Source organism: Halomonas sp. V046, assembly GCF_052645355.1.
Genome location: NZ_JBQXYF010000001.1, coordinates 528,513 through 552,475 on the forward strand (window position 1 = coordinate 528,513; position 23,963 = coordinate 552,475).

At 63.8% G+C, this 23,963-nt stretch carries 20 protein-coding genes; 11 read left to right on the top strand and 9 right to left on the bottom strand.

Annotated features, from left to right (window positions below):
• Positions 1-3: 3 nt before the first annotated feature.
• On the bottom strand, positions 4-1,746 hold the full coding sequence (aceK, locus tag ACUN9Y_RS02300; protein WP_445459046.1) for a bifunctional isocitrate dehydrogenase kinase/phosphatase: 1,743 nt from the start codon (positions 1,744-1,746) through the stop codon (positions 4-6).
• Positions 1,747-1,964: 218 nt separating this feature from the next.
• On the bottom strand, positions 1,965-3,443 hold the full coding sequence (locus ACUN9Y_RS02305) for a TrkH family potassium uptake protein (RefSeq protein WP_445459047.1): 1,479 nt from the start codon (positions 3,441-3,443) through the stop codon (positions 1,965-1,967).
• A 134-nt stretch (positions 3,444-3,577) separates the two neighbouring features.
• Here ACUN9Y_RS02305 and ACUN9Y_RS02310 point away from each other — a divergent pair, with 134 nt between their 5' ends.
• The 3 genes from ACUN9Y_RS02310 (at position 3,578) to ACUN9Y_RS02320 (ending at position 5,527) form a co-directional block, all read left to right on the top strand.
• Entirely contained in the window at positions 3,578-4,336 is a 759-nt protein-coding gene (locus ACUN9Y_RS02310; protein ID WP_445459048.1) for a pseudouridine synthase, read from the top strand.
• Positions 4,333-5,154: a tRNA cyclic N6-threonylcarbamoyladenosine(37) synthase TcdA gene (tcdA, locus tag ACUN9Y_RS02315; RefSeq protein WP_445459049.1), complete on the top strand. Its 822-nt coding sequence runs from the start codon at positions 4,333-4,335 to the stop codon at positions 5,152-5,154. The genes ACUN9Y_RS02310 and tcdA overlap by 4 nt, the downstream gene beginning before the upstream one ends.
• 115 nt (positions 5,155-5,269) lie before the next feature.
• A complete protein-coding gene (locus tag ACUN9Y_RS02320; RefSeq protein WP_445459050.1) occupies positions 5,270-5,527 on the top strand; it encodes a DUF1653 domain-containing protein in 258 nt (85 codons plus the stop codon).
• Between the two features lie 173 nt (positions 5,528-5,700).
• Here the strand turns inward: ACUN9Y_RS02320 and bfr are convergent, their stop codons facing one another.
• From bfr to lptF, 5 genes are all read right to left on the bottom strand, one after another.
• Positions 5,701-6,186: a bacterioferritin gene (gene bfr, locus ACUN9Y_RS02325; RefSeq protein ID WP_445459051.1), complete on the bottom strand. Its 486-nt coding sequence runs from the start codon at positions 6,184-6,186 to the stop codon at positions 5,701-5,703.
• Between the two features lie 300 nt (positions 6,187-6,486).
• Positions 6,487-6,693 carry a (2Fe-2S)-binding protein gene (locus tag ACUN9Y_RS02330; protein WP_445459052.1) on the bottom strand — a complete coding sequence of 69 codons (207 nt, stop codon included), beginning with the start codon at positions 6,691-6,693 and terminating at the stop codon, positions 6,487-6,489.
• 441 nt (positions 6,694-7,134) lie between these two features.
• Entirely contained in the window at positions 7,135-7,620 is a 486-nt protein-coding gene (locus ACUN9Y_RS02335; RefSeq protein ID WP_445459053.1) for an RDD family protein, read from the bottom strand.
• A 51-nt stretch (positions 7,621-7,671) separates the two neighbouring features.
• Positions 7,672-8,736, bottom strand: coding sequence for an LPS export ABC transporter permease LptG (gene lptG, locus ACUN9Y_RS02340; RefSeq protein ID WP_445459054.1), 1,065 nt, complete (start codon positions 8,734-8,736; stop codon positions 7,672-7,674).
• Positions 8,733-9,815 carry an LPS export ABC transporter permease LptF gene (gene lptF, locus ACUN9Y_RS02345; protein WP_445459055.1) on the bottom strand — a complete coding sequence of 361 codons (1,083 nt, stop codon included), beginning with the start codon at positions 9,813-9,815 and terminating at the stop codon, positions 8,733-8,735. The genes lptG and lptF overlap by 4 nt, the downstream gene beginning before the upstream one ends.
• A gap of 325 nt (positions 9,816-10,140) precedes the next feature.
• On the opposite strand from lptF, the gene ACUN9Y_RS02350 reads away from it, so the two are divergent.
• The 4 genes from ACUN9Y_RS02350 (at position 10,141) to ACUN9Y_RS02365 (ending at position 16,970) form a co-directional block, all read left to right on the top strand.
• Positions 10,141-11,664 carry a leucyl aminopeptidase gene (locus ACUN9Y_RS02350; RefSeq protein ID WP_445459056.1) on the top strand — a complete coding sequence of 508 codons (1,524 nt, stop codon included), beginning with the start codon at positions 10,141-10,143 and terminating at the stop codon, positions 11,662-11,664.
• 332 nt (positions 11,665-11,996) lie between these two features.
• Complete coding sequence (locus ACUN9Y_RS02355) at positions 11,997-13,091, top strand: branched-chain amino acid aminotransferase (RefSeq protein WP_445459057.1); 1,095 nt, start codon at positions 11,997-11,999, stop codon at positions 13,089-13,091.
• Positions 13,092-13,301: 210 nt separating this feature from the next.
• Positions 13,302-13,748, top strand: coding sequence for a DNA polymerase III subunit chi (locus ACUN9Y_RS02360; RefSeq protein WP_445459058.1), 447 nt, complete (start codon positions 13,302-13,304; stop codon positions 13,746-13,748).
• Positions 13,749-14,120: 372 nt separating this feature from the next.
• Positions 14,121-16,970 carry a valine--tRNA ligase gene (locus ACUN9Y_RS02365; RefSeq protein WP_445459059.1) on the top strand — a complete coding sequence of 950 codons (2,850 nt, stop codon included), beginning with the start codon at positions 14,121-14,123 and terminating at the stop codon, positions 16,968-16,970.
• A 105-nt stretch (positions 16,971-17,075) separates the two neighbouring features.
• On the opposite strand, the gene ACUN9Y_RS02370 is transcribed toward ACUN9Y_RS02365, so the two are convergent.
• Positions 17,076-18,389: a serine hydrolase domain-containing protein gene (locus ACUN9Y_RS02370; protein ID WP_445459060.1), complete on the bottom strand. Its 1,314-nt coding sequence runs from the start codon at positions 18,387-18,389 to the stop codon at positions 17,076-17,078.
• A gap of 203 nt (positions 18,390-18,592) precedes the next feature.
• Positions 18,593-19,054, bottom strand: coding sequence for an META domain-containing protein (locus ACUN9Y_RS02375; RefSeq protein ID WP_445459061.1), 462 nt, complete (start codon positions 19,052-19,054; stop codon positions 18,593-18,595).
• Positions 19,055-19,317: 263 nt separating this feature from the next.
• Here ACUN9Y_RS02375 and ACUN9Y_RS02380 point away from each other — a divergent pair, with 263 nt between their 5' ends.
• The 4 genes from ACUN9Y_RS02380 (at position 19,318) to ACUN9Y_RS02395 (ending at position 23,724) form a co-directional block, all read left to right on the top strand.
• Positions 19,318-19,722, top strand: a complete 405-nt coding sequence (locus tag ACUN9Y_RS02380; protein ID WP_445459062.1) for a DoxX family protein — start codon at positions 19,318-19,320, stop codon at positions 19,720-19,722.
• 470 nt (positions 19,723-20,192) lie between these two features.
• A complete protein-coding gene (locus ACUN9Y_RS02385) occupies positions 20,193-21,656 on the top strand; it encodes a DASS family sodium-coupled anion symporter (RefSeq protein ID WP_445459063.1) in 1,464 nt (487 codons plus the stop codon).
• Between the two features lie 219 nt (positions 21,657-21,875).
• The gene (locus ACUN9Y_RS02390) at positions 21,876-22,334 is read left to right on the top strand and encodes an NfeD family protein (protein ID WP_445459064.1); all 459 of its coding nucleotides are present in this window, start codon (positions 21,876-21,878) and stop codon (positions 22,332-22,334) included.
• Positions 22,335-22,689: 355 nt separating this feature from the next.
• Entirely contained in the window at positions 22,690-23,724 is a 1,035-nt protein-coding gene (locus ACUN9Y_RS02395) for an SPFH domain-containing protein (protein WP_445459065.1), read from the top strand.
• The last annotated feature ends 239 nt before the right edge of the window (positions 23,725-23,963 follow it).

Below are 23,963 nucleotides of genomic sequence, written 5' to 3' on the forward strand. Positions count from 1 at the left end.
TGGCTAGTAGGTCAGCCCGCCCGGATCGGACGCAAAGCGCTGCTTGTTGCGATAAGGATAGACGTCGATCACCTGGCCTTCGTTGATGGCCTGCTGCAACCCTTTCCAGTAGTCCGCATCGAACAGGTCCGGGTGCAGCTCGTAGAACAGCTTACGCCGACGCACGTCGGCAAACAGGAATGGCCCGAATTCCTCAGGAAAAATATCATTCGGCCCGACCGAGTACCAGGGTTCCTCGGCGAGCTCCTGTTCAGGGTACATCGGCTCTGGAATGTGCCGGAAGTTGCACTCGGTCAGGTAGCTCACTTCGTCATAGTCATAGAAGATCACGCGCCCGTGACGGGTCACGCCGAAATTCTTCAACAGCATGTCGCCGGGGAAGATATTGGCCGCTGCCATTTGCTTGATGGCGTTGCCGTAATCCTTCAGCACCGACACCGACTCGGCGTCGCTGCACTGCTCCAGGTACAGGTTCAATGGCGTCATCATGCGCTCGGTATAGCAATGCTCGATGATCACCTTGTCCTCTTTCAGGTACACCGTGGACGGACACACCCGCAGCAACTCTTCCAGGCAGTCGGGATCGAAGTGATCTCGGCGCGCCACCAGAAACGAGAATTCCTGGGTATCGGCCATGCGCCCGACCCGGTCATGGCGCTTGACCAGGCCGTACTTCTCGCGAACGTTGTCGCGGCTCATCTCCTTGGTGGGATCGAAACGATCCTTGATGATCTTGAAGACGGTACGATGGGACGGCAGCACAAACACCGCCATCACCATGCCACGCACCCCGGGCGCGATGATGAACTTGTCCTCGCGCCTGGCGATCTGATGGTTCAGGGCACGGAAGAACTCGGTCTTGCCGTGCTTGAAGAACCCAATGGCCGCATACAGTTCACTCAACGGCTTGTCTGGCATCAACATCTGCAGGTAGCGAACGAACTCCCCCGGCACCGTGGCGTCGACCTGGAAGTAGACCCGGGTAAACGAGAAGATGATCGATACCTCGTCGGGCTCGATCAGTACCGTGTCCAGGTGCAGCCCCTTGCCTTCTTGGTGCAGGATCGGCAGCACCAGCGGCACCTGTTCGGCACCCGAGTGAATGCGCCCGACCAGGTAGGCGCCCTTGTTACGATAGAACACGCTCTTGAGCAGTTCGATCTCGGCATCGGGCGCCTCCGCCAGCGCCGTGGGCAAGTGGTCGACAAGGAAGTCGGAGGCCAACTCGCCACAGTGGGAGGCATCGATGAACGCCAGTCCCAGATCGGCACCGTCGAGCGCCTCGACGATGGCCCGGGACCAGTCTCCGTTCACCTTCACATGGCGACACAGTTCGATGCCGGAATGATGGGGAGCTCCCTCTCGGGAGCTGTAGACGAACATCCAGTCATTGCGAATATGGCGATGATGGAAGATCGAACAGAACATCGAGTTGAAGTAAGTCTCGGCGAGCTCATAGTCGAGACGCTGGCTGATCAGTTCAGAATAGTGCCCCCTGGCTTCGAGCCAGCACTCGCAGTGAGTCAAGGTGTCGTGCTCGAAGGTACGCCGCAGGCGTCCCAGGGTCTCATCGACCTTCTCCTGATAAAGATTGATCCGCTCGGCGCTGGCCTGTTGAGCCTCACGCCAGGCGGCATCGCGAAAGCGTCGATTGGCGTCGTGGGTAATCTGCTTGAAGCGGGAACGGTACTCGTCGAAGCCATGCAGGATGGTCGCGGCGAGGCGGTAGGCGGCGGACAGTTTCATCAAGGGAGGCTCCCGTCGGACATCGCTTCAGGGTGAATAACCCCGCCGATTTCGGCGAGACGACCAATGTCGACTGTCATGTTGCCCCGCAACAAGTACCGACCACCACCCATAACCGCGAAAGCTCCGACATAGATAGCCAGCGCAGCACACTGTCGACGCCTTCGGCGGGAGGCACGGTACGCCAGTAGCCCGCAACGGTCGCGCCTGTGATGCGCTCACTTGCGCCAGAACATCGGCGTCAGCAAGACCAGCACGGTGAGGATTTCCAGGCGTCCCATCAGCATGCCGATGCACAGCAGCCACTTGGCAGCATCGGGCAGGCTCGAAAAGTTGCCCGCCGGGCCGATGATATCGCCAAGCCCCGGTCCGACGTTGGTCACCGCGGTCGCCGCCCCGGTCAACGCCGTCACCAGGTCGAGCCCAAGCAGCGACAGCGCCAGGGCAAGACCGGCAATGGTCAGGAAAAAGAAGAACGAGAATGCGACCACGGCGCGATGGATCTCGTCGGTCAGGGGCAGGCCGTTATAGCGCGAGACGAAGACCCCGTGGGTATGGATCAGAAACCTCAGCTGGCTGGTCAACATCTTCAGCGCCACCTGGAAGCGGAAGATCTTCATCCCGCCGCTGGTCGAGCCGCTACACCCCCCGACGAAGGTCAGGTAGAAGAAGGCCATCACCGCCAGCGGCCCCCACTGGGTATAGTCATCGCTGGCATAGCCGGTGGTGGTCACCACCGAGACCACATTGAAAGCGGTGTGGGTCAGCGCCAAGAAGGGGGCGTCACCCCGCTGAACGCGATACAGGGTCAAGACGGCGACCACGACCAGCAGCAGGATCACCAGCCCGCGCACCTGCTCATCTCGCCACAGCGCCAACCGCGAGCCACGCAGGGTGCGAATATAGAGCACGAAGGGCAAGGCCCCCCAGAGCATGAAGAAGGTCCCCATCCACAACAGCCTGGGCTGGTCGGCGTAGGCACCGAACGAGGCGTCGGAATTGGCGAAACCACCGGTGGAGACCGACGACATGGCATGAACCACGGCATCCAGCGGCAACATGCCGCCGCCCCAGTAGGCCAGGGTCGCGGCCAGGGTCCCCGCCAGGTAGATCAGCAGCGTGGCCTTGGCGATGCCCCCGGTTCGCGGCATCACCTTGTCGGACCAATCCGACGACTCGGTCTGGAACAGGCGCATGCCACCGACTTTCAAGAACGGCAGGATGGCGATGCCCATGACGATGATGCCGATGCCCCCGAGCCATTGCATCAGGCCGCGCCACAGCTTGAGCCCGTCGGACAGGTTCTCGATGCCCGTCAGAATCGTCGAACCGGTGGTCGTGATCGCCGACACCGACTCGAACACCGCATTGGTCAGGCTAAGCTGGGGCGCCCCCAGCACCAGCGGCAGGCTCGCGAAACCGCTGATCGTCACCCAGGACAGGGTCGTCAGCACGAACATCTGCTGGGTCTTGAGCTCCACCGGGATGCGCCAGGTCAGCCACAGGCTGGTCACCACCGCGCCCACCACCAGCAGCAGCGAGGCGGCGAAGGCATGGGCATCCGGGTCCCCCTCCCACAGCAACACGCCCCAAGGCAGCAGCATGAACAGCGCCAGCACCAACCACAACACCGCGAGAACCTTGAGTACCGGCGCCCACTCCCGCGCCAGGCGACCGGTTTGCGTCCACCACGCCATTCCCTGTTCCTCATGAACGTCTTCGGCGCCCCATCATAGACCAAAGGCGCAAGAAAGAGAGCCTCTGTGCGGATGGATGACATCGCCGGCCTGTACGGCGACAATGGGCGCCCTTCTCGCGTCCGGTTATTCGCATGTCTCTGCCCTTGCCGATCCTTTACCACGACGACCACCTGATCGCCGTGCACAAGCCGGCCGGCCTGCTGGTCCACCGCAGTCCGCTGGCACGGGGCGAAAGCGAGTTCCTGCTCCAGCGCCTGCGCGACCAGATCGGCCAGCGGGTCTATCCGGTACACCGCCTTGACCGACCGACCTCAGGGGTCATCGTCTTCGCCCTGTCCTCGGGCATCGCCCAGCGACTCAACGTCGCCTTCACCGAGCGCCGGGTCGACAAGCGCTATCTCGCAGTGGTCAGAGGCGTAGGCCCCGACAGCGACCGTCTCGATTCACCGCTGCGCGAGGAAGACGGCAGCCGACCCAAGGCCGAGATGCCGGCCATGGAGGCGACCACCCTGGTGCAGCGCCTGGACAGCGTCGAACTGCCCGTCAGCGTCGACCGCTACCCTCAGGCACGCTATTCACTGATGGCGGTGCAGCCGCTCACCGGCCGTCGCCACCAGATTCGCCGCCATCTCTCGGGACGAGGCTACCCGATCATCGGCGACGCCAAGCACGGCAAGGGCAACCACAACCGCTTCTTTCGCGAGCAGCTCGACTGCCCACGCCTGCTTCTGGCCGCGGTGGGCCTGGCCTTCGATCACCCACTCAGCGACGAGCGCCTGACGCTGACCTGCCCACTGGACGCCACCATGACCGAGCTTTTCGCGCGTTTCGGCTGGAACGCTCACCTGCCCCGCGCCGGGTCGATTTTTCGCGAGACATCTACGCCATGAACGACAATCTCCCCCACCATGTCGCGCACGACGACTACGACCTGCGCTTCGGCGGTATCCGCCGCCTCTACGGCGCCACGGCGGCCCGTCGCCTCGCCCAGTCTCACGTGGTGGTGGTTGGCGTCGGCGGCGTCGGCAGCTGGGCGGTGGAGGCGCTGGCCCGCTCCGGCGTCGGTAAGCTGACCCTGATCGACCTGGACGATGTCTGCGTGTCCAACATCAACCGTCAGCTGCATGCCCTGGATGGCACCATCGGTCGTCCCAAGGTCGAGGTCCTGGCCGAGCGCTGCCGCGCCATTCAGCCCGCCATCGAGGTCATCGCCGACGTCGCCTTCGCCACCCCGACCAACTTGGCCGAGCGCATTCCCGATGACGCCGATCACCTGATCGACGCCATCGACAGCGTGATCGCCAAGGCCGCGCTGATCGCCTGGTGCAAGCGGCGCAAATTGCCGATCACCGTCACCGGCGCCGCCGGCGGCCAGACCGACCCGACGCGCATCCGCGTGGCCGACCTGACCCGCACCGAGCACGATCCACTGCTGGCCAAGGTGCGCTCGCGGCTGCGCCGCGATCACGGCTTTTCGCGCAATCCCAAGCGCCGCTTCAGCGTCGAGTGCGTCTATTCCGACGAGCAGCTTGTCTACCCCGGCGCCGACGGCGAGGTCTGCCACACCAAACCCGGCGCCGGTGAATCGACGCGCCTCGACTGCGAGGGGGGGTTCGGTGCCGCGACCTTCGTCACCGGCACCTTCGGCTTCGTGGCCGCCTCACGGACCTTGGCCAGACTGACCCGAGCACCGCTAAAGTCCAGCTGACGACCCGCCACGAGGCCGCTCGAGCAGCGCCCGACGGCCGACCCTTTCATGCCTCATTTCCCGACGCTCGACGCTTTGCCACGGGCGTCATGTCAGCCCCCAGGAGTCTTTATCGATGCCCCTCTCTTCCAGCGCAGCCCTGCCGGCTCCCGGTATCTACCGCCACTACAAAGGACCCTTATATGAGGTCATCGGCGTCGCTCGCCATAGCGAAAGCGACGAGCCGCTGGTGGCTTACCGGGCGCTCTACGGCGACTATGGACTGTGGGTCCGACCGCTTGACATGTTCATGGAAACCGTCACGCTACAAGGCGAACCCGTGCCTCGGTTTGCCCTGGAAAAGGCCTTCCACGTCGGCGACCCGGCGAGCTGACGGCAACGTCTCGGGTGCCTCGAGCGAGACGCCTTGGTGCCCGAAGTGATCGGAAGTAATCAATGAAACGACAAAAGGGAGGCCGGTGGCCTCCCTTTTAGTGATCGCGCCCGAGGACACGCGTCGATTTATCGCGCCCGGCGCGGGTGCTGCATTTGCCTTGCGGGCGAATGCTACTCTTCGCCGCCGGCTTCCTGCATCTGCTTGTGCAGGTAATTCTGCATGCCAACCTTGTCGATCAGGCCGAGCTCGGTTTCGATGATGTCGATATGCTCTTCTTCATCGTCGAGAATCTGGCGAAACAGGTCACGGCTGACGTAATCCTTGATCTGCTCGCAATAGGTGATGGCTTCGATCAGATCGTCGCGGCCCTTGTGCTCGGCGGCCAGGTCGCTCTCGAGCATTTCCTTGGTGTCTTCGCCGATGTGCAACTTGCCGAGGTCTTGAAGGTTAGGCAGACCTTCGAGGAACAGAATGCGCTCGATCAGGGTGTCGGCGTGCTTCATCTCCTCGATGGACTCGTCATACTCCCACTTGGCCAGGCGCGCCAGCCCCCAGTCCTTGTACATCTTGGCATGGAGGAAGTACTGGTTGATCGCCACCAGTTCGTTGCCAAGCACGATGTTCAGGTGTTCGATAACCTTGGGATCGCCTTTCATGCTGCCACCTCATTGCCTGTCTGCGTTCCAGGTCAGCCGCGGACAAGGCTCGAACCTGCGCATCATGGTGAATTGTAGCGCGCGCCGGAAGCGGCACGCGTATCAAAACACGCTGGCACGACTAAACGGGCCATACCAGCGCCTTGTCGGAACCAGTATAGCCTTTGCATGAAAAACATCAACCAAATCAAAAACTTGATAAAAGCAAACAAAATGATAGTGATTGCTATCTTTTGCTGACAATCTCGCTCAATGGGTCATCTCATCGCGAGGCAGGGCGCCGCTCGCAAGGGGCGCCGTTCATACAGCGTAGGCAAGGGATTCAACGTCGGCGACCATGGCTTCACGCACCGCATCGCGCATGATCTGCTTTCCCACGCAGGCACACTTGCCGCACTGGGTCGCGCACCCGGTCTCGTTCTGAATCTGACGCCAGCTCCTCGCCCCGTCATCGACGCTCTGCCGAATCTGGCGATCACTGACTCCCTTGCATAGGCATACGTACATCAACATCACCTCGCTGTATCACGATAGTTAATGTAAATGATTCCCATAGCGAGATGCAAGTCCTATGACAACAATTCGTATTCGCGCCAGACAATGGACTGAATTCCGGCTACTTTTTTCCGTCTGGAAGCGGAGTGTCACGCTCCCTGCGGTGTGCGCCGCGCTCATCGCTGTGCCCCGGACACCTAGGCCGGGAAGAGAGGGAAACGGGGAACCGACGGGCCGTACGGAACGCCGAGAGCTGAGCACCAGGGCTGGGGCTGAGGCTGGGGCTGGGGCTGGGGCTGGGGCTGGGGCTGGGGCTGGGGCTGAGGCTGGGGCTGGGGCTGAGGCTGAGGCTGGGACCCGAGAAGCGCCAAGGGCGAGACAATGGCCGACGCGGACTCACCACCTCGGTCATTCGCTGAACACGGCTAGCGATGCCGCGCCCCCGCCGAGGCGCTAGCGAGCTCGCTTGTCGCGCTTGGGCAGGACCACGACCTGGGTGTTGGAGGCGATATCGCTCCAGCTGCGTTTTTGCCCATCGAACAGCACCCACAGGTGGCCGAGGCCCAAGGGGACGAAGCCGATCGCCCCGACGGCGAAGCGGATCATGGTCTGTGTGAGGCTGATCGGCCCGCCTTCCTGGGTCTGCACCCTCAGGCGCCAAGACTGCATGCCGAGCGTCATCCCGCCGCGCCGCCAGAAGTAGGCGAAGAAACCGAAGGCGGCGGCCACCAGCAGCAAGCGCAGGCTGAAGACCTGCGCGGCGCCCTGCCCGACCTGTTCCGGGGCCATGCCCAGCACCTGACGCACGACGACCACGTGCAGCGTGGTAATGACGATCCAGATCGCCAACAGCAGCAGGCTATCGTAGATCATCGCCCCCAGGCGCCGACCGAAACCGGCCGGCCAGACGTCATCGAGTTGGGTGAAGCGTCGAGTCATGCCAGCCTTCCTCTCAGCACGAAAAACACAGAAGTGACCGAACCGGCGGCATCAGCCGCTACGCCGCAGCAGGTAGAGCCCGAGGCCGGCACAGATTAGCGTCGGGGCCAACACCGCCCAGGCAGGCGAAAAGCCGAACACCGTCGAGGCCGGGGCCAAGAGGTCCTGAGTGTACTTGAACACCAGGCCGGTGATGACGCCGTAAAACACCCGTGTCCCCGCGGCCACTGTGCGCAGCGGTCCAAACACGAAAGACGCCGCCACCAGCACCAACGACGCCATGGTCAGCGGCATCAACAGTTTCTGCCAGAAGTACAACAGCGGTTGGGTCGCCTCGAGCCCCTGGGCCTCGAGATAGGTCGCGTAGGCCCACAGCTCGGAGGGAGCCTGGGTCTCCACCTCACGCAGCAGCCTGGAGAGCTGCTCCGGCGACAACGTCGTTTGCCACTCGAGCGTCGGGTGATGCTCAACGTGGGTGGCATTGGCCTCGAAGCGAGTCACTTCGACCTGCTCAAGCTGCCAGTGATCCCCCTGCCATACCGCCCGCCGGGCGCTGGTCGCGGACTTAAGGTCATGACCTTCGAACTGATAACGGGTCAGGTCGAGCACGGTATCATCGGCGCGAATGGCGCCGAAGCGATAGAAATCGTCGCCTTCGCGCTGCCAGCCACCACGCTCGGTGACCACCGCCCCATCGCCCTGCATCTTTTGTACCTTCCAGGCCTGGGCGAACTGCTCGGTCTGCGGACTGACGTATTCCGCCACCACCAGCACCACCGCGACCACCAGGATAATGGGCTTCATTACCCCCCACAGGATGCGCGTCAATGAACGACCAGCGGCACGCATTACCGTCAGCTCATTGCTTGAGGCCATGCCACCAAGGCCTATCAGTGCGCCGATCAGCACCCCCACCGGGGCGTACTGATAGAAACGCCACGGTAAGCGCATGCACAGGAACAGGAACACATCGAGGGCACCATAGCCGCCCTCGATGTCATTAAGATCATCGATGTAGGTAATGATCAGGTCGAGCCCCAGTAACACCACTTGAACCACTAAAATGGCGCCGAGGACGTTGCGGGCGATGTAGCCGTCGAGGCGATCGAGAATCATCCGCTCATTCCCTTGCGTTGGGCGTGATAGGTCAGCAGCAGACCGAACACCAGAAAGGCGAGGTGGATCGGCCACATGCCGATGACCACCGGCAAGCTGCCACTGCCGATCGCATCCATGGCCGCGAGCAGCAGACTGAGATAGGCGACGTACAGGAAGATCGCCGGCAACAGTTTGGCAAAGCGCCCCTGGCGCGGATTGACCTGGGACAGCGGCATGGCCAATAGCGTCAGCACGAACACCATCACCGGAGCGCCGAGCCGCCACTGCAGCTGCGCCATGGCCTCGGAATTGTCGCTATCGAACAAGACAGGCGTGGTGGCGAACTCGGCGGCGTCGGTCTCGACGGCCTCCGCCGCTCGGGCCAGTCGAACGGCGTAGGTGTCGAACTCGAGACGCTCGGCCTCGGCACGCCCGGCATCGACGCTGTAGCGTTCGCCATGGTCGAGCACCAGATAACGACTGCCGGTGTCGGGGTCGGTGGTCTGATAGCCCTGGGTGGCACGGGTCACGACGCTTTCCGGAGTGCCATCGCTGCGGCTCTGTCGCTCGCTGATAAAGACTTCCTGCATCCGTTCGCCGTCGTCCGAGACGTCACTGGCGTAGGCGATGCGGCCGCTGCCGAACTCCTGGAAGCGCCCCGGTGCCAGCGCCGAAAAGTCGAGCTTGCTGCGCTGCTGCTCGAGCATCAGTTCGTTGTGCAATGCCCCCGCCGGTGTCAGCCACAGGCTGCACATGCCGACCAGCACGGCGACTATCGCCGCCGGCACAAGACTGACCGTCAACAACCGATTGGGACTGGTGCCACAGGCCACCAGCACGGTGATCTCGCTGTTCAGATAGAGCTGCCCGTACGCCAGCAGTATGCCGAGAAAGAACGCCAGGGGCAGAATCAGCTCGAGGAAGCCCGGCAGGTGGTAGAGCATCAGGCTGCCGAGAATGCTCGCCGGAATCTCCCCATTCGCCGCGCTGGAAAAGTAGCGGATGAAACGGCTGCCCATGATGACCAGCAGCAACACCCCCGCCACCGCGGACATGGTCAGCAGAATTTCTCGGCTCAGATAACGAAATATGATCAACGCGCTCTCCCGGCCCGGGCCCCTTGGCCCGTCGTCTTCCGTGTCCAGTACCCAGCAGCACAAGCGCAATCGGCGTTGGCTCTACGGGGTCGTGCGACGCTACGCCGCCGTTCCCGGCGACACCGCCAACATCGACTCGCGTGCGCCGGCGGTAGTGCTCAGGCTAGTCGCCGCCGCCGCGACACCGCGAACCGGCGGCCCGCCGGATTATCGCCCATTGGGCGCAGGGTTCATGCATTGGCGCCGGCCCTTGGGTACACTGGTTGGTCTCGGCATGGTGCCGGCATTATCCAGAATCCCCTCACGCTTGTCTTGTGGAGTCAGCATGGAATTCCCTGTTAAGACGGCCAATCCGGTCAAGACCGAGACCCCCTGCCTGGTGATCCCGGTATTCAAGGACGGCGACCTGCTGCCCGCCGCCGCCAAGATCGACGATGCCAGCGAATGTCTCATTCAACAGCTGATCGAGCGCGGCGACTTCAACGCCAAGCTCGGCAACGTCCAGATGATCCCGTTCGCGCCGGGCCTACCCGCCGACCGCCTGCTGCTGGTCGGTCTTGGCGAGCGCGCCAAGTGCCAGGAAGGCGCGTTCTGCAAGGCCGTGGACGCGGCTTTCGCGCACCTGGCACAAATGTCCATCGACGCTGCCGCGGTGACGCTCACCGACGTTCCCGTGCCCGACCGTGACGCCGGCTGGAAGGCCCACAAGATCGCCGAGAGCGCGCTTCGCGCCAGCTACCGCTTCACCCAGTTCAAGAGCGAGCCGGCACCGGCGCCGAGCCTGGCTGAAGTCACCCTGCTGATCAGCGAGGGCGATGACACCGACGCCGCGACGCTTGGCGCACGCCACGGCCGAGCCGTGGGCGACGGCATCAATCTGGCCCGCACCCTGGGCAACCTGCCCGGCAACGTCTGCACGCCGCGCTACCTGGCCGCCGAGGCCGAGCGCCTGGCGAGTGAGTCGGCTGGCGCCCTGACCACCGAGATTCTCGACGAAGAGGCCCTGGAGGCTCTCGGCGCCCATTCTCTGCTGTCTGTCGGGCGCGGCAGCGAAGAGCCATCGCGGCTGATCGTGATGCGCTACAACGGCGCCGACGACGCCAACGAATCACCCCATGTACTAGTCGGCAAGGGCATCACCTTCGACACCGGCGGTATCTCGCTGAAGCCCGGCGCCGGCATGGACGAAATGAAGTTCGACATGTGCGGTGCGGCCAGCGTGTTCGGCACCGTGGCCTCGGTTCTCGCCATCAAGCCGAAGATTAACCTGGTGGCCATCGTCGCCAGCGCCGAAAACATGCCCGACGGCCGCGCCACCAAGCCCGGTGATATCATCCAGACCCTGAAGGGCCTATCGGTGGAGGTGCTCAATACCGACGCCGAGGGTCGCCTGGTGCTGTGCGACGCCCTGACCTACGCCGAGCGTTTCACCCCGGCCAGCGTGGTCGATATCGCCACCCTGACCGGTGCCGCCATCATCGCCCTTGGCCACCACGCCACCGGCCTGCTGTCCAACGACGACGACCTGGCGCTGGACCTGCTCGACGCCGGCGAGACCGCCTGGGACCGGGCCTGGCACCTGCCGCTATGGGACGAGTACCAGGAGCAGCTGGACTCCAACTTCGCCGACCTGGCGAATATCGGCGGCCGCCCGGCAGGCACCATCACCGCGGGTTGCTTTTTGTCACGCTTCGCCACGCAATACCCCTGGGCGCACCTGGATGTCGCCGGCACCGCCTGGAACAGCGGCAGCCAGAAAGGCGCGACGGGCCGCCCGGTGGGTCTGCTGACTCGGTACCTGCTGGATCGCGAGGACGAACTGCGCGACACCACCATCGAAGGCGAGTAACGCCACAGGTAAGGCCAGCGAAGCGGCGCCAGACTAACGCTGTACGCCATATAAGGCGTTGTCTGGCGCTCGCCCGCAGCGTTTTTTGGCACCACCGCAGGCGTCCGAGACGCCGCTAACCGCCGATACCGCGTCACTTCCGGCTGGGTTTGCGCATAGGCAATCGCGTCTTCCCCAGCCACGCCGCGCTGTGTCATTCTGCATGTATACGGCGGCGCCATGGCGCCGCCTCGACCTTCCGCCGACTCGTCCTGCGACAACATCGGCCCCCTGACCGTCGATATCGCGGCTGGTGATCCCCGCGACATCACCTGATTTCTGGAGAACGTTCCGTGTCCACCCAAGGCTTCTCGCTCGAGCCCAGTGCCACCCCCACCGCCGACAGCGTTCGCGAAACCATCCTTGAGAACCCCGGGTTCGGCAAGTACTTCACCGACCACATGGCCCACGTCCGCTGGACCGAAGACGCTGGCTGGCATGGTCATCAGGTACGCCAGTACGGCCCCTTGAGCCTGGACCCGGCGGCCTCGGTGCTGCACTACGCCCAGGAAATCTTCGAGGGCATGAAGGCCTATCGTCACGCCGACGGCAGCGTCTGGACCTTCCGCCCGGAGAAGAACGCCGCTCGCTTTCGCGCCTCGGCCCGCCGCCTGGCCCTGCCGGAGCTGTCCGACGAGGACTTCCTCGGTGCGGTCAAGGCGCTGGTCTCCCAGGACGTCGACTGGGTGCCGACACCGGCCAGCGCCGCCGAGGAATCGAGCCTCTACCTGCGCCCGTTCATGATCGCCAGCGAAGCCTTTCTCGGCGTGCGCCCGGCCAAGGAAGTCGACTACTACGTCATCGCCTGTCCGGTCGCCGCCTACTTCAAGGGCGGCGTGAAGCCGGTGTCGATCTGGCTGTCGTCGAACTACAACCGCGCCGCTCCTGGTGGTACCGGGTTCGCCAAGTGCGGCGGCAACTACGCGGCCTCCCTGCTGGCCCAGAAGGAAGCCTCCGACCACGGCTGCGATCAGGTCGCATTCCTCGATGCCGTCGAGAACACCTGGGTCGAGGAACTCGGCGGCATGAACCTGTTCTTCGTCACCCGGGATAACCGACTGATCACCCCGCGCCTGACCGGTACCATCCTCGAGGGTGTCACCCGTGACTCGATGCTGGAACTCGCCAAGGAAGAGGGCCTGACCCCGGAAGAGCGCCCGATCAGCATCGATGAGTGGCGTGATGGCGTGGCTTCCGGCGAGATCACCGAGGTCTTCGCCTGCGGCACCGCCGCCGTGGTCACCCCAATCGGCCGCCTGGTCAGCGACGACGGCGTGATCGAGCATCCGGGCGACAACGCCATCGCGTCCAAACTGCGCAAGCGCCTGCTGGATATCCAGTACGGCCGTGTGGAAGACACCCACGGCTGGCTGACCCGCCTGGTCTGACCGATCCGATCAGGCCAGTTGCAGCCGGCCCTGTCACAGCCGGGCATCGCGACGACTCGCCGCAACGCGATGATGCTTCTCAATAGGCCGCCCTCGGGCGGCTTATTGTGTAAGACTGCGACGGGGTCACTGTCTCCACTCTCGACCGGCCGCCCCTCGCGCCGCCCGCCCCAGCCGCTCCGCTACCACTGAATTCACCCCCATGTGCCCATGACCAAGATCGATTTCTACATTCTCCCGGACACCACCCTCGAAGCGCGCCTCGCCTTCGCCTGTCGGTTGACCGAAACCATCGCCCGCAAGGGCTACCGGCTGTACCTGTACGCCGAGGACGAAGCCATGGCCCGCGAGCTCGACGAGCGGCTGTGGGACTTTCGCCCCGACGCCTACGTACCCCACGCCCTGGAAGGCAGCGATGAGGCGATGAACGTGCCGGTGACCATCGGCTGGCAGGGCCCGCCGCAGAGCCTCGACCCGCCGCCCCAGGCGATGCTCAACCTGAGCCCCGAGATCCCCGAGTGGTTCTCGCGCTTCGAGCGCGTCGCCGAGATCATCAATCAGCACCAGGACGTGCTGACCCGAAAGCGCGAGTGCTGGACGACCTACAAGCAGCGCGGCTACCCGGTCACCCCGCATAACCTCAAGGCCCAGGGCTGAGCGCCGACCGGCCCCGTGAGTGGCGGCTATATCTGAAGGATATGATCGGTTTCTCCCAAAAGGTTCTCACGTACACGGAAGGCATCAATCAGGACGACTTTGTCTCACACGATCACCGGCATCACCCCAACAGCCGGCCATGACGCCACACCTCTCTGCGGGGTATAATCACCGCCATTTTTCGCTGGCCTGCCGGAAGCCCTGCCGATCGCTTCTAGACAACCGATCGCTTCTAGACAACAGATCGCTTCTAGACAGGCAGGCCGTCACCTGCAGGGCGGAGACGACAACACAGCGCCGCGCCACGAACTCCGTGCCTGACAGCACTGCCAGATATGCACTGCTTTCAGGCCTCGCTACAAAGAGTACCCCATGGACAAGACTTACCAACCCGATCAGATCGAAGCCCGCTGGTACGAGCGCTGGGAGAGCGACAACCGCTTCGCCCCCAGCGGTGAAGGCGAACCCTTCGCGATCATGATCCCGCCGCCCAATGTCACCGGCAGCCTGCACATGGGGCACGCCTTCCAGGACACCATCATGGATACCCTGACCCGCTGGCAGCGGATGCAGGGGCGCAATACCCTGTGGCAGGTCGGCACCGACCATGCCGGTATCGCCACCCAGATGCTGGTGGAGCGCAAGGTCGCCGCCGAAGAAGGCAAGAGCCGCTACGACCTGGGCCGCGATGCCTTCATCGACAAGGTATGGGAGTGGAAGCACGAGTCCGGCGGGCATATCACCCGCCAGCTGCGGCGCATGGGCGCCAGCGTCGACTGGAGCCGCGAGCGCTTCACCATGGACGATGGCTTCTACAAGGCGGTGCAGGAAGTCTTCGTCCGTCTGCATGAAGAAAAACTGATTTATCGCGGCAAGCGCCTGGTCAACTGGGACCCGACGCTGAACACCGCGATTTCGGATCTCGAGGTCGAGAACCGCGATCAGCAGGGCCAGTTCTGGCACTTCCGCTACCCGTTGGCCGATGGCGTGACCACCGCAGCCGGCCTCGATCATCTGGTGGTGGCGACCACGCGCCCCGAGACCCTGCTCGGCGACAGCGCCGTGGCGGTGAATCCGAACGACGAACGCTACGCCTCGCTGGTCGGCAAGTTCGTCGAACTGCCGTTGGTCGGGCGGCGCATCCCCATCGTCGCCGATGAGCACGCCGACATGGAGAAAGGCTCGGGTTGCGTGAAGATCACCCCGGCCCACGACTTCAACGACTACGAGGTCGGCAAGCGCGCCAGCCTTCCGCTGATCAACGTCTTCACCAAGACCGCGCATATTCTCGACGCCGCCGAGGCCTTCGACCTGCAAGGCCGTCCGCTGCCCGAGGTCGATACTGCCCTGCCGGCGGCCTACGCCGGGATGGACCGCTTCACCGCGCGCAAGGCCATCGTCGCCGACATGGAACAACGGGGCCTGCTCGAGAAGACCGAAGCGGTCAACAACACCCTGCCCTATGGCGATCGCTCCGGCGACGTCATCGAGCCGCTGCTGACCGATCAATGGTTCGTCGCGGTAGAGAGCCTGGCCAAGCCCGCCATCGAAGCGGTGGAAAACGGCGACATCGAGTTCGTGCCGAAGAACTACGAGAACATGTACTTCTCGTGGATGCGCGACCTGCAGGACTGGTGCATCTCGCGCCAACTGTGGTGGGGCCACCGCATCCCGGCCTGGTACGACGAGCAGGGCAACGTCTATGTCGCCCGCAGCGAAGACGAAGCGCGCCACAAGCACGGCCTGGGCGCCGACGTCGTCCTGACCCAGGACGAGGACGTCCTCGACACCTGGTTCAGCTCGGGTCTGTGGACCTTCGGCACCCTCGGCTGGCCGGAGCAGACCGACGCGCTCAAGACCTTCCACCCGACCAGCGTGCTGGTCACCGGCTTCGATATCATCTTCTTCTGGGTCGCGCGCATGATCATGCTGACCCTGAAGTTCACCGGCGAAGTCCCGTTCAAGCAGGTCTATGTCCACGGCCTGGTGCGCGATGGCCAGGGCCAGAAGATGTCCAAGTCCAAGGGCAACGTGCTTGATCCCATCGACCTGATCGACGGCATCGAGCTCGACACCCTGCTCGACAAGCGCACCGGCAACATGATGCAGCCGCAGAAGGCCAAGGCCATCGCCAAGGCCACCAAGGCCGAGTTCCCGGAGGGCATTGAGGCCCACGGCACCGACGCCCTGCGCTACACCTTCCTGTCCCAGGCCACCACCGGCCGCGACATCAAGTTCGACATGGGCCGCCTCGACGGCTACCGCAACTTCTGCAACAAGCTGTGGAATGCCTCGCGCTACGTGCTGATGAACGCCGAAGGCGAGGACTGCGGCCTGGAGGCCAGCCAGCCGGTGGAGCTGTCGCTGGCCGATCGCTGGATCGCCTCGCGCCTGTCCCAGACCTGCGCCCAGGTCACCAAGGCAATGCAGGAATACCGTTTCGACCACGCCTCCCAGGCGCTCTACGACTTCGTCTGGAACGAGTACTGCGACTGGTACCTGGAGCTATCCAAGCCGGTGCTGTGGGACGACAACGCAAGCGATGGCGCCAAGCGCGGCACCCGTCGCACCCTGGTCCAGGTGCTGGAAACGATTCTGCGCCTGGCCCATCCGATGATGCCGTACATCAGCGAAGAGATCTGGCAGCGCGTGGCGCCGCTGGCCGGCACCTTCCACGGCGACGCCGACTCGATCATGGCCCAGGCCTGGCCGTGTGCCGATGCCGCCAGCATCGACGAAACCGCGATCCGCGACATCGAGTGGCTCAAGGGCGTGATCGTTGCGGTGCGCAACATTCGCGCCGAGATGAACATCGCCCCGGGCAAACCGCTTGAGACCTTCCTGACCAAGGGCAACGACGCCGACCGGGAGCGCCTGGAAGCCAACCGACTGTTCCTGTCCAAGCTGGCCAAGCTCGAGTCGATCACCTGGCTCGACGACCCCAGCGCTGCACCGCTTTCCGCCACGCAACTGGTTGGCGACATGGAAGTGCTGGTGCCGATGGCCGGACTGATCGACAAGGACGCCGAACTCGCCCGCCTGACCAAGGAAATCGACAAGCATGACAAGCTGGTCATGGGCGTAGAGAAGAAGCTTGGCAACGAAGGCTTCGTCGCCAAGGCCCCGGCCGCGGTCATCGACAAGGAACGCGGCAAGCTCGCCGAGTACCAAGCCACGCGCAAGGTGCTACTCGAGCAGCGCGAGAAGATCGAGGCGCTCTGAGGCGCGGGCGGAACGTCCCACCGGGCGGTCACGCCCCTCGGCCTGAACGCGAAACGGCGCGCCCACCACGGTGGGCGCGCCGTTTTTTTTGGGGCCATGACCTTCTTACGGCGCTTCCTGCTGGCCGTCCAGATGCGCCACGATGGCGTCGAAGAACACCATGGGGTCGACCACGTGCTTGCCCAGGGGTTTGGGCTCGGCGGCGTTCTGGGCGATGACCACATTGTGGGCCGGGTTGATGTAGACGTACTGGCCTTGAATACCCACCGCGGAAAACGCCTGGTCTTCGCGGGACTCAGGCGTCCAGCCGGTCCACCACATGTAGCCGTACTCCAGGTCGTCGCCGCCTTTCAACGTCTTGGGCGTAGACGCCTCTTCCACCCACCCCTCCGGCAACAGGCTCTCGCCATCGATGACGCCGTCGTCGAGGATGAACTGACCAAAACGCGCGTAGTCGCGAAGCGTCGCGCCGATACCGCTGCCACCGATTTCCACGCCGTCCGGCGACTCGAGCCACCAGGTCGCGTCACTTTCCATCCCATAGGGCTGCCACAACTTCTCCGACAGATACTCGGCCAGGGGCCGATCGATGGCGCCGTGGATGAACTCGGCAAGAATCTGCGTCTCCCCGGTGCTGTAGTTGTTGACCGTGCCAGGCTCAGCGGCGCGCGGCAGCCCTGCCATCACGTCCATGGCGCCGCCCGGGGTTTGAGCGATCTGGGCACGCAGTAGATCGCGGCGGTCCGAATCGACATCGGTGTAGGTTTCGTTCCAGGCCACCCCGGATGACATCATCAGGATGTCGCGCAGGCTGACACCGTCATAGGCGCTGCCCTTGAGCGCCGGCACGTAGTCCACCACCTGAGCATCGAGCCCCTCGATCAAGCCGTCCTTGATCGCCATACCCGCCAGCGTCGAGGAGATGGACTTGGCCACCGACATCGACATCCAACGCGTGTTCTCGTCGTTGCCACGCTGATACGTCTCGTAAACGACCTCGCCATCTTGCATCACCAACAGACCGGCAACGCTGTTCAACGCCAGGTAGTCGAAAAGATCATAGGTCTTGCCGTCGACCTCGACGGAGATACCATCCAGCGATGCCCCAGGGGCGGCCGGCAAGGGGCGAGGCGTGCCTCCTGCCGCAATGGTCCGCGAAGGGAACAGCCGGTCGATATTACGAAACGTATTGACGGCCAAGTCCGGCGTCAGATGGCCGCTGTAGACGTCTTCCACGTCGCCAATGGGCTCCTCGGCATGACGATATTCGGCGCCGATCGCGGTGCCAGACAGCATCAGGCAGATCGGCAGAGCACCCAAGGCGCACCAGCATTTGTGCCGCTCCGCTGCGGTATTCTTCTGGTCATCGCGGCAACGATGAGCGGTGGCCGTAGGCTCTGTGCGGGTGGCGTTCGGCATCGAGACTCTCCTTGCTTGTTGTACTTGGCACATCGCAATTGTCCGAGCACAAGCGCGGAATGCGATGAAGCGGGCAGCGCTCAAATGTAAAGAATACTTACCACCCACCACAAGCTAGCTCAGGCACCTTCGCATCACAAGCCAAGGCTCGATTGCGACAACAGTCTGGCGCAACAACGCTTTCCATGACGCAAACGCCGGTCCTAGTTGGCCAAACGGAAACCGCCGAGCACCAGGGAGTTGGGGCCGAAGAACACCAACCGATCGTGATCGATCAAGTAGCGATAGGCGTTGTCGAGAAGATCGTGCACCTGCTGGGCATCCTGGCCCTTGGCACAGGCCATGCGCGTAGCGCCCAGATTATCGATATCGATGCGCTGGTTTTCGCCGAAACTCACTTGGCCGGTCAGCTGATTGCAGCCATCGCTGCCGGAGAGCTTGCCGCTGGAGTCCACCGTGAAGTAGGGCGTGGATGGCATCGAGATACGATCGCTGGTACCGATCAACAGCAGGTTCCAGCGCTTGCCGACCACCGGGCTGGAGACGCTTGCGCTTGCGCCGTCGCTTGACCCCGACACGCTGGGCGCAGGCTGGCTCGAACAGGCCGATAGGACGAGTGCCAGCATCGAAACCGTGCCGAGACGACGAAGACGTAACAAAGCCATGCTACCTTCCTTGCAACTGGGTAAAAAAAAGTGATGTGAGTGGCGCAGGTTAGGCATACCGGCCCAACTGAAATACGCTTCTCTGCCGACGCCAGCTTGCCGCAGCTCAAAGCGGCGCACAATCGGCGGCGAGAAGAAACCTCGCCACCCCACGGCGAATGGTGGTCGTCGGCTCCCTCATGGCACCACGGATCCGTCGCATCGCCCGTCACATCGCCCGTCGCATCGCCCCGTCACATCGACTCATGGAAAAGGACCTCGCCATGCTCAAGGCACTAGACAACGAACACCTCGGAAAACTCATCCTGCGCCTGGCGCTGGGTATCCTGATCCTGCTCCACGGCATCAGCAAGCTGGTCAACCCCGGCAGCCTGAGCTGGATCAGCGACACCCTGGCCTCTCATGGTCTGCCGACGGTGCTGGCCTATGGGGTATTGCTGGGCGAGGTCATCGCGCCGGTGATGGCCATCCTTGGCTGGAACACCCGGGTCGCCGGCCTGTTGATCGCCGGCAACATGGTCGTCGCCATCTTCCTCGCCCACATGGGCCAGCTATTTACCCTCACCGACAGCGGTGGCTGGGCGCTCGAGTTGCAGGGCATGTACCTGTTCGGCGCCCTGGCGCTGATGTTTCTCGGCAGCGGGCGCATGGCGATCAAGCCCGACTAGGGTGGTGCCGGGCCAGATGAGCATCACCCGCTGGGCAGAGCCAGCGACCCGAGCTGAGCCGTCCCCTGTGTGTCAACCTAAGCCTGAGCGGACCTGACTTGAACGGGCCAGGCCAGGCCTGGCCGCAGTGTCACAAGACCTCGGCCACCGTCCACGACGCCCAGCCTCGACACCCAGTCTCCACACCCAGCCTCGACGCCGGCCTGCATGGCCGGCGTTGTGCTGTCGAACGCCCGGCTTTACGGGCCAACAGGCCCAGGCCCGTCGTCGAAGCACGCCCCGTCTGAACGATCCCCGAGGCACTCTTCCACCGTCACAACCGGTACTTCGCATGAAAGATTAGACCAAAGTCGTAAGATGTCTTGATGGGGATCATCGAGCAATTCGGCACAATATGCGTCAATGATAACCCTCACCCCATGATCTTCCCGGCCCCCTCCGCGGGACGATCCATCGGCTACGGAGCCCCCATGCTTGCCTTCAAACCACTGCCGGCGCTGGCCTCCATCGCCCTCGGCCTGGGGATCTGGTTCGCCATCCCCGTCCCCGAGGGGGTCTCCCCCGAGGCCTGGCACCTGCTGGCGATCTTCGTCGGCACCATTACCGCCATCATCGGCAAGACCATGCGCATCGGGGCTCTGGCGATCATCGCCATCACCCTGGTGGCCTTGACCGGCGTTACCAACCCTGACAACAGCAAGGCGGCGGTCAGCGATGCGCTGTCGGGCTTTTCCAATCCGCTGATCTGGCTGATTGGCCTGGCGATCATGATCTCCCGTGGGCTGTCCAAGACGGGGCTTGGCAACCGCATCGGCTACGCCTTCATCGCTGCCTTCGGCAAACGCACCCTCGGCATCGGCTACGCGCTGTCCCTGGCCGAGTTGACCATCGCGCCGATCACCCCCAGCAATACCGCCCGGGGTGGCGGCATCATGCATCCGATCATGCGCTCCATCGCCGACAGCTTCGGCTCCTCGCCAGACGCTGGCACCAGCAAGAAGATCGGCGAGTACCTGGCCCTGGTGAACTACCATGCCAACCCGATCACCTCGGCAATGTTCATCACCGCCACGGCGCCGAATCCCTTGATCGTCGACCTGATCGCCAAGGCCACCGACAGTGCCATCAGCATCACCTGGACCCAATGGGCGCTGGCGGCGCTACTGCCGGGCCTGGTCGCCATCGCCCTGATGCCGGTGGTGCTCTACTTGCTGTATCCGCCCGAACTCAAGCGCACCCCCGACGCCACCCACTTCGCCCGGGACCAGCTAAGCGCCATGGGGCCGCTGTCGGGCAACGAAAAGATCATGATCGGTGTGTTCGGCCTGCTGTTGCTGCTGTGGGCCGGGGTTCCGGCGATGCTGTTCGGTGCCGCCTTCGCGGTCAACTCCACCGCCGTCGCCCTGCTGGGTCTGTCGATTTTGCTCATCACCAATGTGCTGACCTGGGATGACATCCTCGGTGAGAAGTCCGCCTGGGACACCATCGTCTGGTTCGCCGCCCTGGTGATGATGGCAAGCTATCTCGGCAAGCTCGGCCTGATCGGCTGGTTCTCCGACGTCATCGAGACCGGCATTGGCTCCTTCCACATCGGTTGGTTCGGCATGGCACTGGCGCTCACCGGGGTGTACTTCTATGCCCATTACTTTTTCGCCAGCACCACCGCCCATATCACCGCCATGTACGCCGCCTTTCTCGCCGCCGGCATGGCGCTCGGCATTCCTACGCTGTACATCGCCCTGCTGCTGGCCGGTGCCTCGTCGCTGATGATGTCGCTCACCCACTACGCCACCGGCACCGCCCCGATCATCTTCGGCTCCGGCTACGTCGAGCTCGGCACCTGGTGGAAGGCCGGCCTGCTGATGAGCCTCGTCAACCTGACCGTCTGGGTCGTCGTCGGCAGCCTGTGGTGGAAGGTACTCGGCTTCTGGTGAGGCCATAGGCCCCCGCCGTGCCCGCGCCGCCGAATACTCCTCGGCGGCGCTTGCTATTCAGGCACCGGAACGCGGCGACGATACTGCGAGCCACGCCGGCGTACGACAGGCCCGCCATCGAGCAGCCCAAGGGGCGGACTTGTGGCCCCGCGATCGGCGGCGCAGAATCGTGGCGATGACAGGAAGTCACCTCGACTCGCCAGCCTGAAAGGACATGCTATGGACCTGATTACCCCCGCCCTGCTGTGGCTGCTGCTCGGCCTCGGCGCCCTGGTCGCCGAACTGCTCACCGGTTCCTACGTGCTGCTCGCCATCGCGGCGGCCGCCGCGCTCACCGCCCTGTCTGCCTGGATCGGCCTTCTCCTCACCGGCCAGCTCATCGTGGCGGCGGTGTCCTGTGGGATTCTCGTCCCCGTGGCGATCTGGCGCCTGCGCGGGCGCAACAGACAGCGCTCCTTCGGCGTCGCCGGCGCCGGCGGTGGTGCCGGTCAGCGCTTCGTGCTGGTCGCCCGCGACTTCGACAATGCCCCCAGCATCAAGCTCGACGGCGACCTCTATCGCGCCCGGCTCGACAGCGAAAGCGATGCCGACCTAGCGCTGAGGCCCGGCGACGAAGTCACCCTGGTGCGCTTCGAGGGCACCCAGGCCATCGTGCGCCCGGCCGGTGAAGGTTCCTGAGCCCCGGCACAAGCGGCGTCCTTCCCACCTCCCTCCTCCCTCCTCACGAGGCCTGAGGCCTGAGGCCCGAGGCCCGAGGCCCAAGGCCCGAGGCCCGAGGCCCGAGGCGATCATCCATCACAAAGGGCGTGCCCAGGGCAGCGATGGCCTGAGCGGCGCCCGACTGTTTGGCGGCCCAAGGCTCGGTTTTCCCGTGGCAGGCCCGAGGTGGACCCTGGCGATTCACGACGATGGCGCAGAGGCACCGCTCGGCTTATGCTGACCCCGGGTCGGCAGGACGCCGCCCCGTCGCCCCCGCGGGCGACGTTCGCATTGCACCGACATTGCACCAAACGCATCGTAGAAGGAGTCTCGTATGCTGCCTTACCTGAGCCCAGGCCTCGTCATCGCGCTGGTCGTGGTGGTTCTCGCGCTCATCGTGGTCTTCAAGGGCCTGGTGATCGTCCAGGAATCCGAGGTCATCGTCATTGAGCGCCTCGGCGCCTATCACCGTACCCTGCAAAGGGGCGTCAACTTCATCATCCCGTTTTTCGACAAGCCACGTCCGATCAAGATGGTGCGCTACCAGCGCAGCGGCCAGGACCTGATCGCGCTGATGAGCCAGGAAACCCGCATCGACCTGCGCGAGTCGGTGATGGACTTTCCGTCCCAACCGGTCGTGACCACCGATAACGTCACCGTACGCATCGACGGCGCCATCTACTTTCAGATCATCGATCCGGCCAATGCGGTCTACAAGATCGAGAACATGAGTCAGGCGGTCGAAGTACTGGCCAAGACCACACTGCGCTCGGTGGTCGGCCAGATGGAGCTCGACAAGATTTTCGAGTCCCGGGCCGAGGTCAACGCCAAGATCAAGGAACAGATGGAAGAGCCGGCTTCCAAGTGGGGCGTGGCGATCAATCGCATCGAGGTGCAGGACATCGAGATGCCCGAAGAGGTGAAAGAGGCGATGCATCTGCAGATGTCCGCCGAGCGTCGCCGTCGCGCCACCGTGACCGAGGCCGAGGGCGACAAGGCGGCGGCCATCGCCAAGGCCCAGGGCCAGAAGGAATCGGCGATCCTCAATGCCCAGGGTGACAAGGAAGCCGCCATCTTGCGGGCACAAGGCGAAAGCCGCTCCATCGAACTGGTGCTCAACGCCATGGGCGAAGGCGAGAAGAACACCAAGGACGTCATCGGCTACCTGTTGGGCCAGTCCTACATCTCGATGCTGCCGCAGATGGCCAAAGACGGGGAGCGCGTCTTCGTGCCTTACGAAAGCTCCGCCCTGCTCGGTGCCATGGGGGCATTTCGCGATCTGAACGCCGATGACGGCGTACTGAGCGACGTCGCCCGCCGCGCGGCGGCCTCCGGTGGCATCACCGGCGCCGCAACCGCCCAGGGCTAATCGTCGCTGGGGACTTTATGCTCCCCCACCAGCATGACAGCGCCGCCGAGGTTTCCCTCGGCGGCGCTGTCATGCTGGAGCTGGCATGTCGGAGCTGTCATGTCGGAACAGCAAGCCATCGTCACTCGCGCAGCAACCCCGTTTCCACTGCGTTGCCCGGAGTACCTCAAGGGTTGTTCGAAGGACTATTCGCAGGGCGGTGTTCAAAGGGCTGCGACAAAAGGGCTGCGACAAACGCC

Coding starts and splice junctions, on each gene's coding strand:
- ACUN9Y_RS02305 (WP_445459047.1), bottom strand. CDS start 3,443: ATGGCGTGGTGGACGCAAACCGGTCGCCTGGCGCGGGAGTGGGCGCCG.
- aceK (WP_445459046.1), bottom strand. CDS start 1,746: ATGAAACTGTCCGCCGCCTACCGCCTCGCCGCGACCATCCTGCATGGC.
- ACUN9Y_RS02365 (WP_445459059.1), top strand. CDS start 14,121: ATGGACAAGACTTACCAACCCGATCAGATCGAAGCCCGCTGGTACGAG.
- ACUN9Y_RS02380 (WP_445459062.1), top strand. CDS start 19,318: ATGCTCAAGGCACTAGACAACGAACACCTCGGAAAACTCATCCTGCGC.
- ACUN9Y_RS02370 (WP_445459060.1), bottom strand. CDS start 18,389: ATGCCGAACGCCACCCGCACAGAGCCTACGGCCACCGCTCATCGTTGC.
- ACUN9Y_RS02395 (WP_445459065.1), top strand. CDS start 22,690: ATGCTGCCTTACCTGAGCCCAGGCCTCGTCATCGCGCTGGTCGTGGTG.
- ACUN9Y_RS02390 (WP_445459064.1), top strand. CDS start 21,876: ATGGACCTGATTACCCCCGCCCTGCTGTGGCTGCTGCTCGGCCTCGGC.
- ACUN9Y_RS02330 (WP_445459052.1), bottom strand. CDS start 6,693: ATGTACGTATGCCTATGCAAGGGAGTCAGTGATCGCCAGATTCGGCAG.
- ACUN9Y_RS02360 (WP_445459058.1), top strand. CDS start 13,302: ATGACCAAGATCGATTTCTACATTCTCCCGGACACCACCCTCGAAGCG.
- ACUN9Y_RS02335 (WP_445459053.1), bottom strand. CDS start 7,620: ATGACTCGACGCTTCACCCAACTCGATGACGTCTGGCCGGCCGGTTTC.
- lptG (WP_445459054.1), bottom strand. CDS start 8,736: ATGATTCTCGATCGCCTCGACGGCTACATCGCCCGCAACGTCCTCGGC.
- bfr (WP_445459051.1), bottom strand. CDS start 6,186: ATGAAAGGCGATCCCAAGGTTATCGAACACCTGAACATCGTGCTTGGC.
- ACUN9Y_RS02375 (WP_445459061.1), bottom strand. CDS start 19,054: ATGGCTTTGTTACGTCTTCGTCGTCTCGGCACGGTTTCGATGCTGGCA.
- ACUN9Y_RS02320 (WP_445459050.1), top strand. CDS start 5,270: ATGCCCCTCTCTTCCAGCGCAGCCCTGCCGGCTCCCGGTATCTACCGC.
- ACUN9Y_RS02350 (WP_445459056.1), top strand. CDS start 10,141: ATGGAATTCCCTGTTAAGACGGCCAATCCGGTCAAGACCGAGACCCCC.
- tcdA (WP_445459049.1), top strand. CDS start 4,333: ATGAACGACAATCTCCCCCACCATGTCGCGCACGACGACTACGACCTG.
- ACUN9Y_RS02385 (WP_445459063.1), top strand. CDS start 20,193: ATGCTTGCCTTCAAACCACTGCCGGCGCTGGCCTCCATCGCCCTCGGC.
- ACUN9Y_RS02310 (WP_445459048.1), top strand. CDS start 3,578: ATGTCTCTGCCCTTGCCGATCCTTTACCACGACGACCACCTGATCGCC.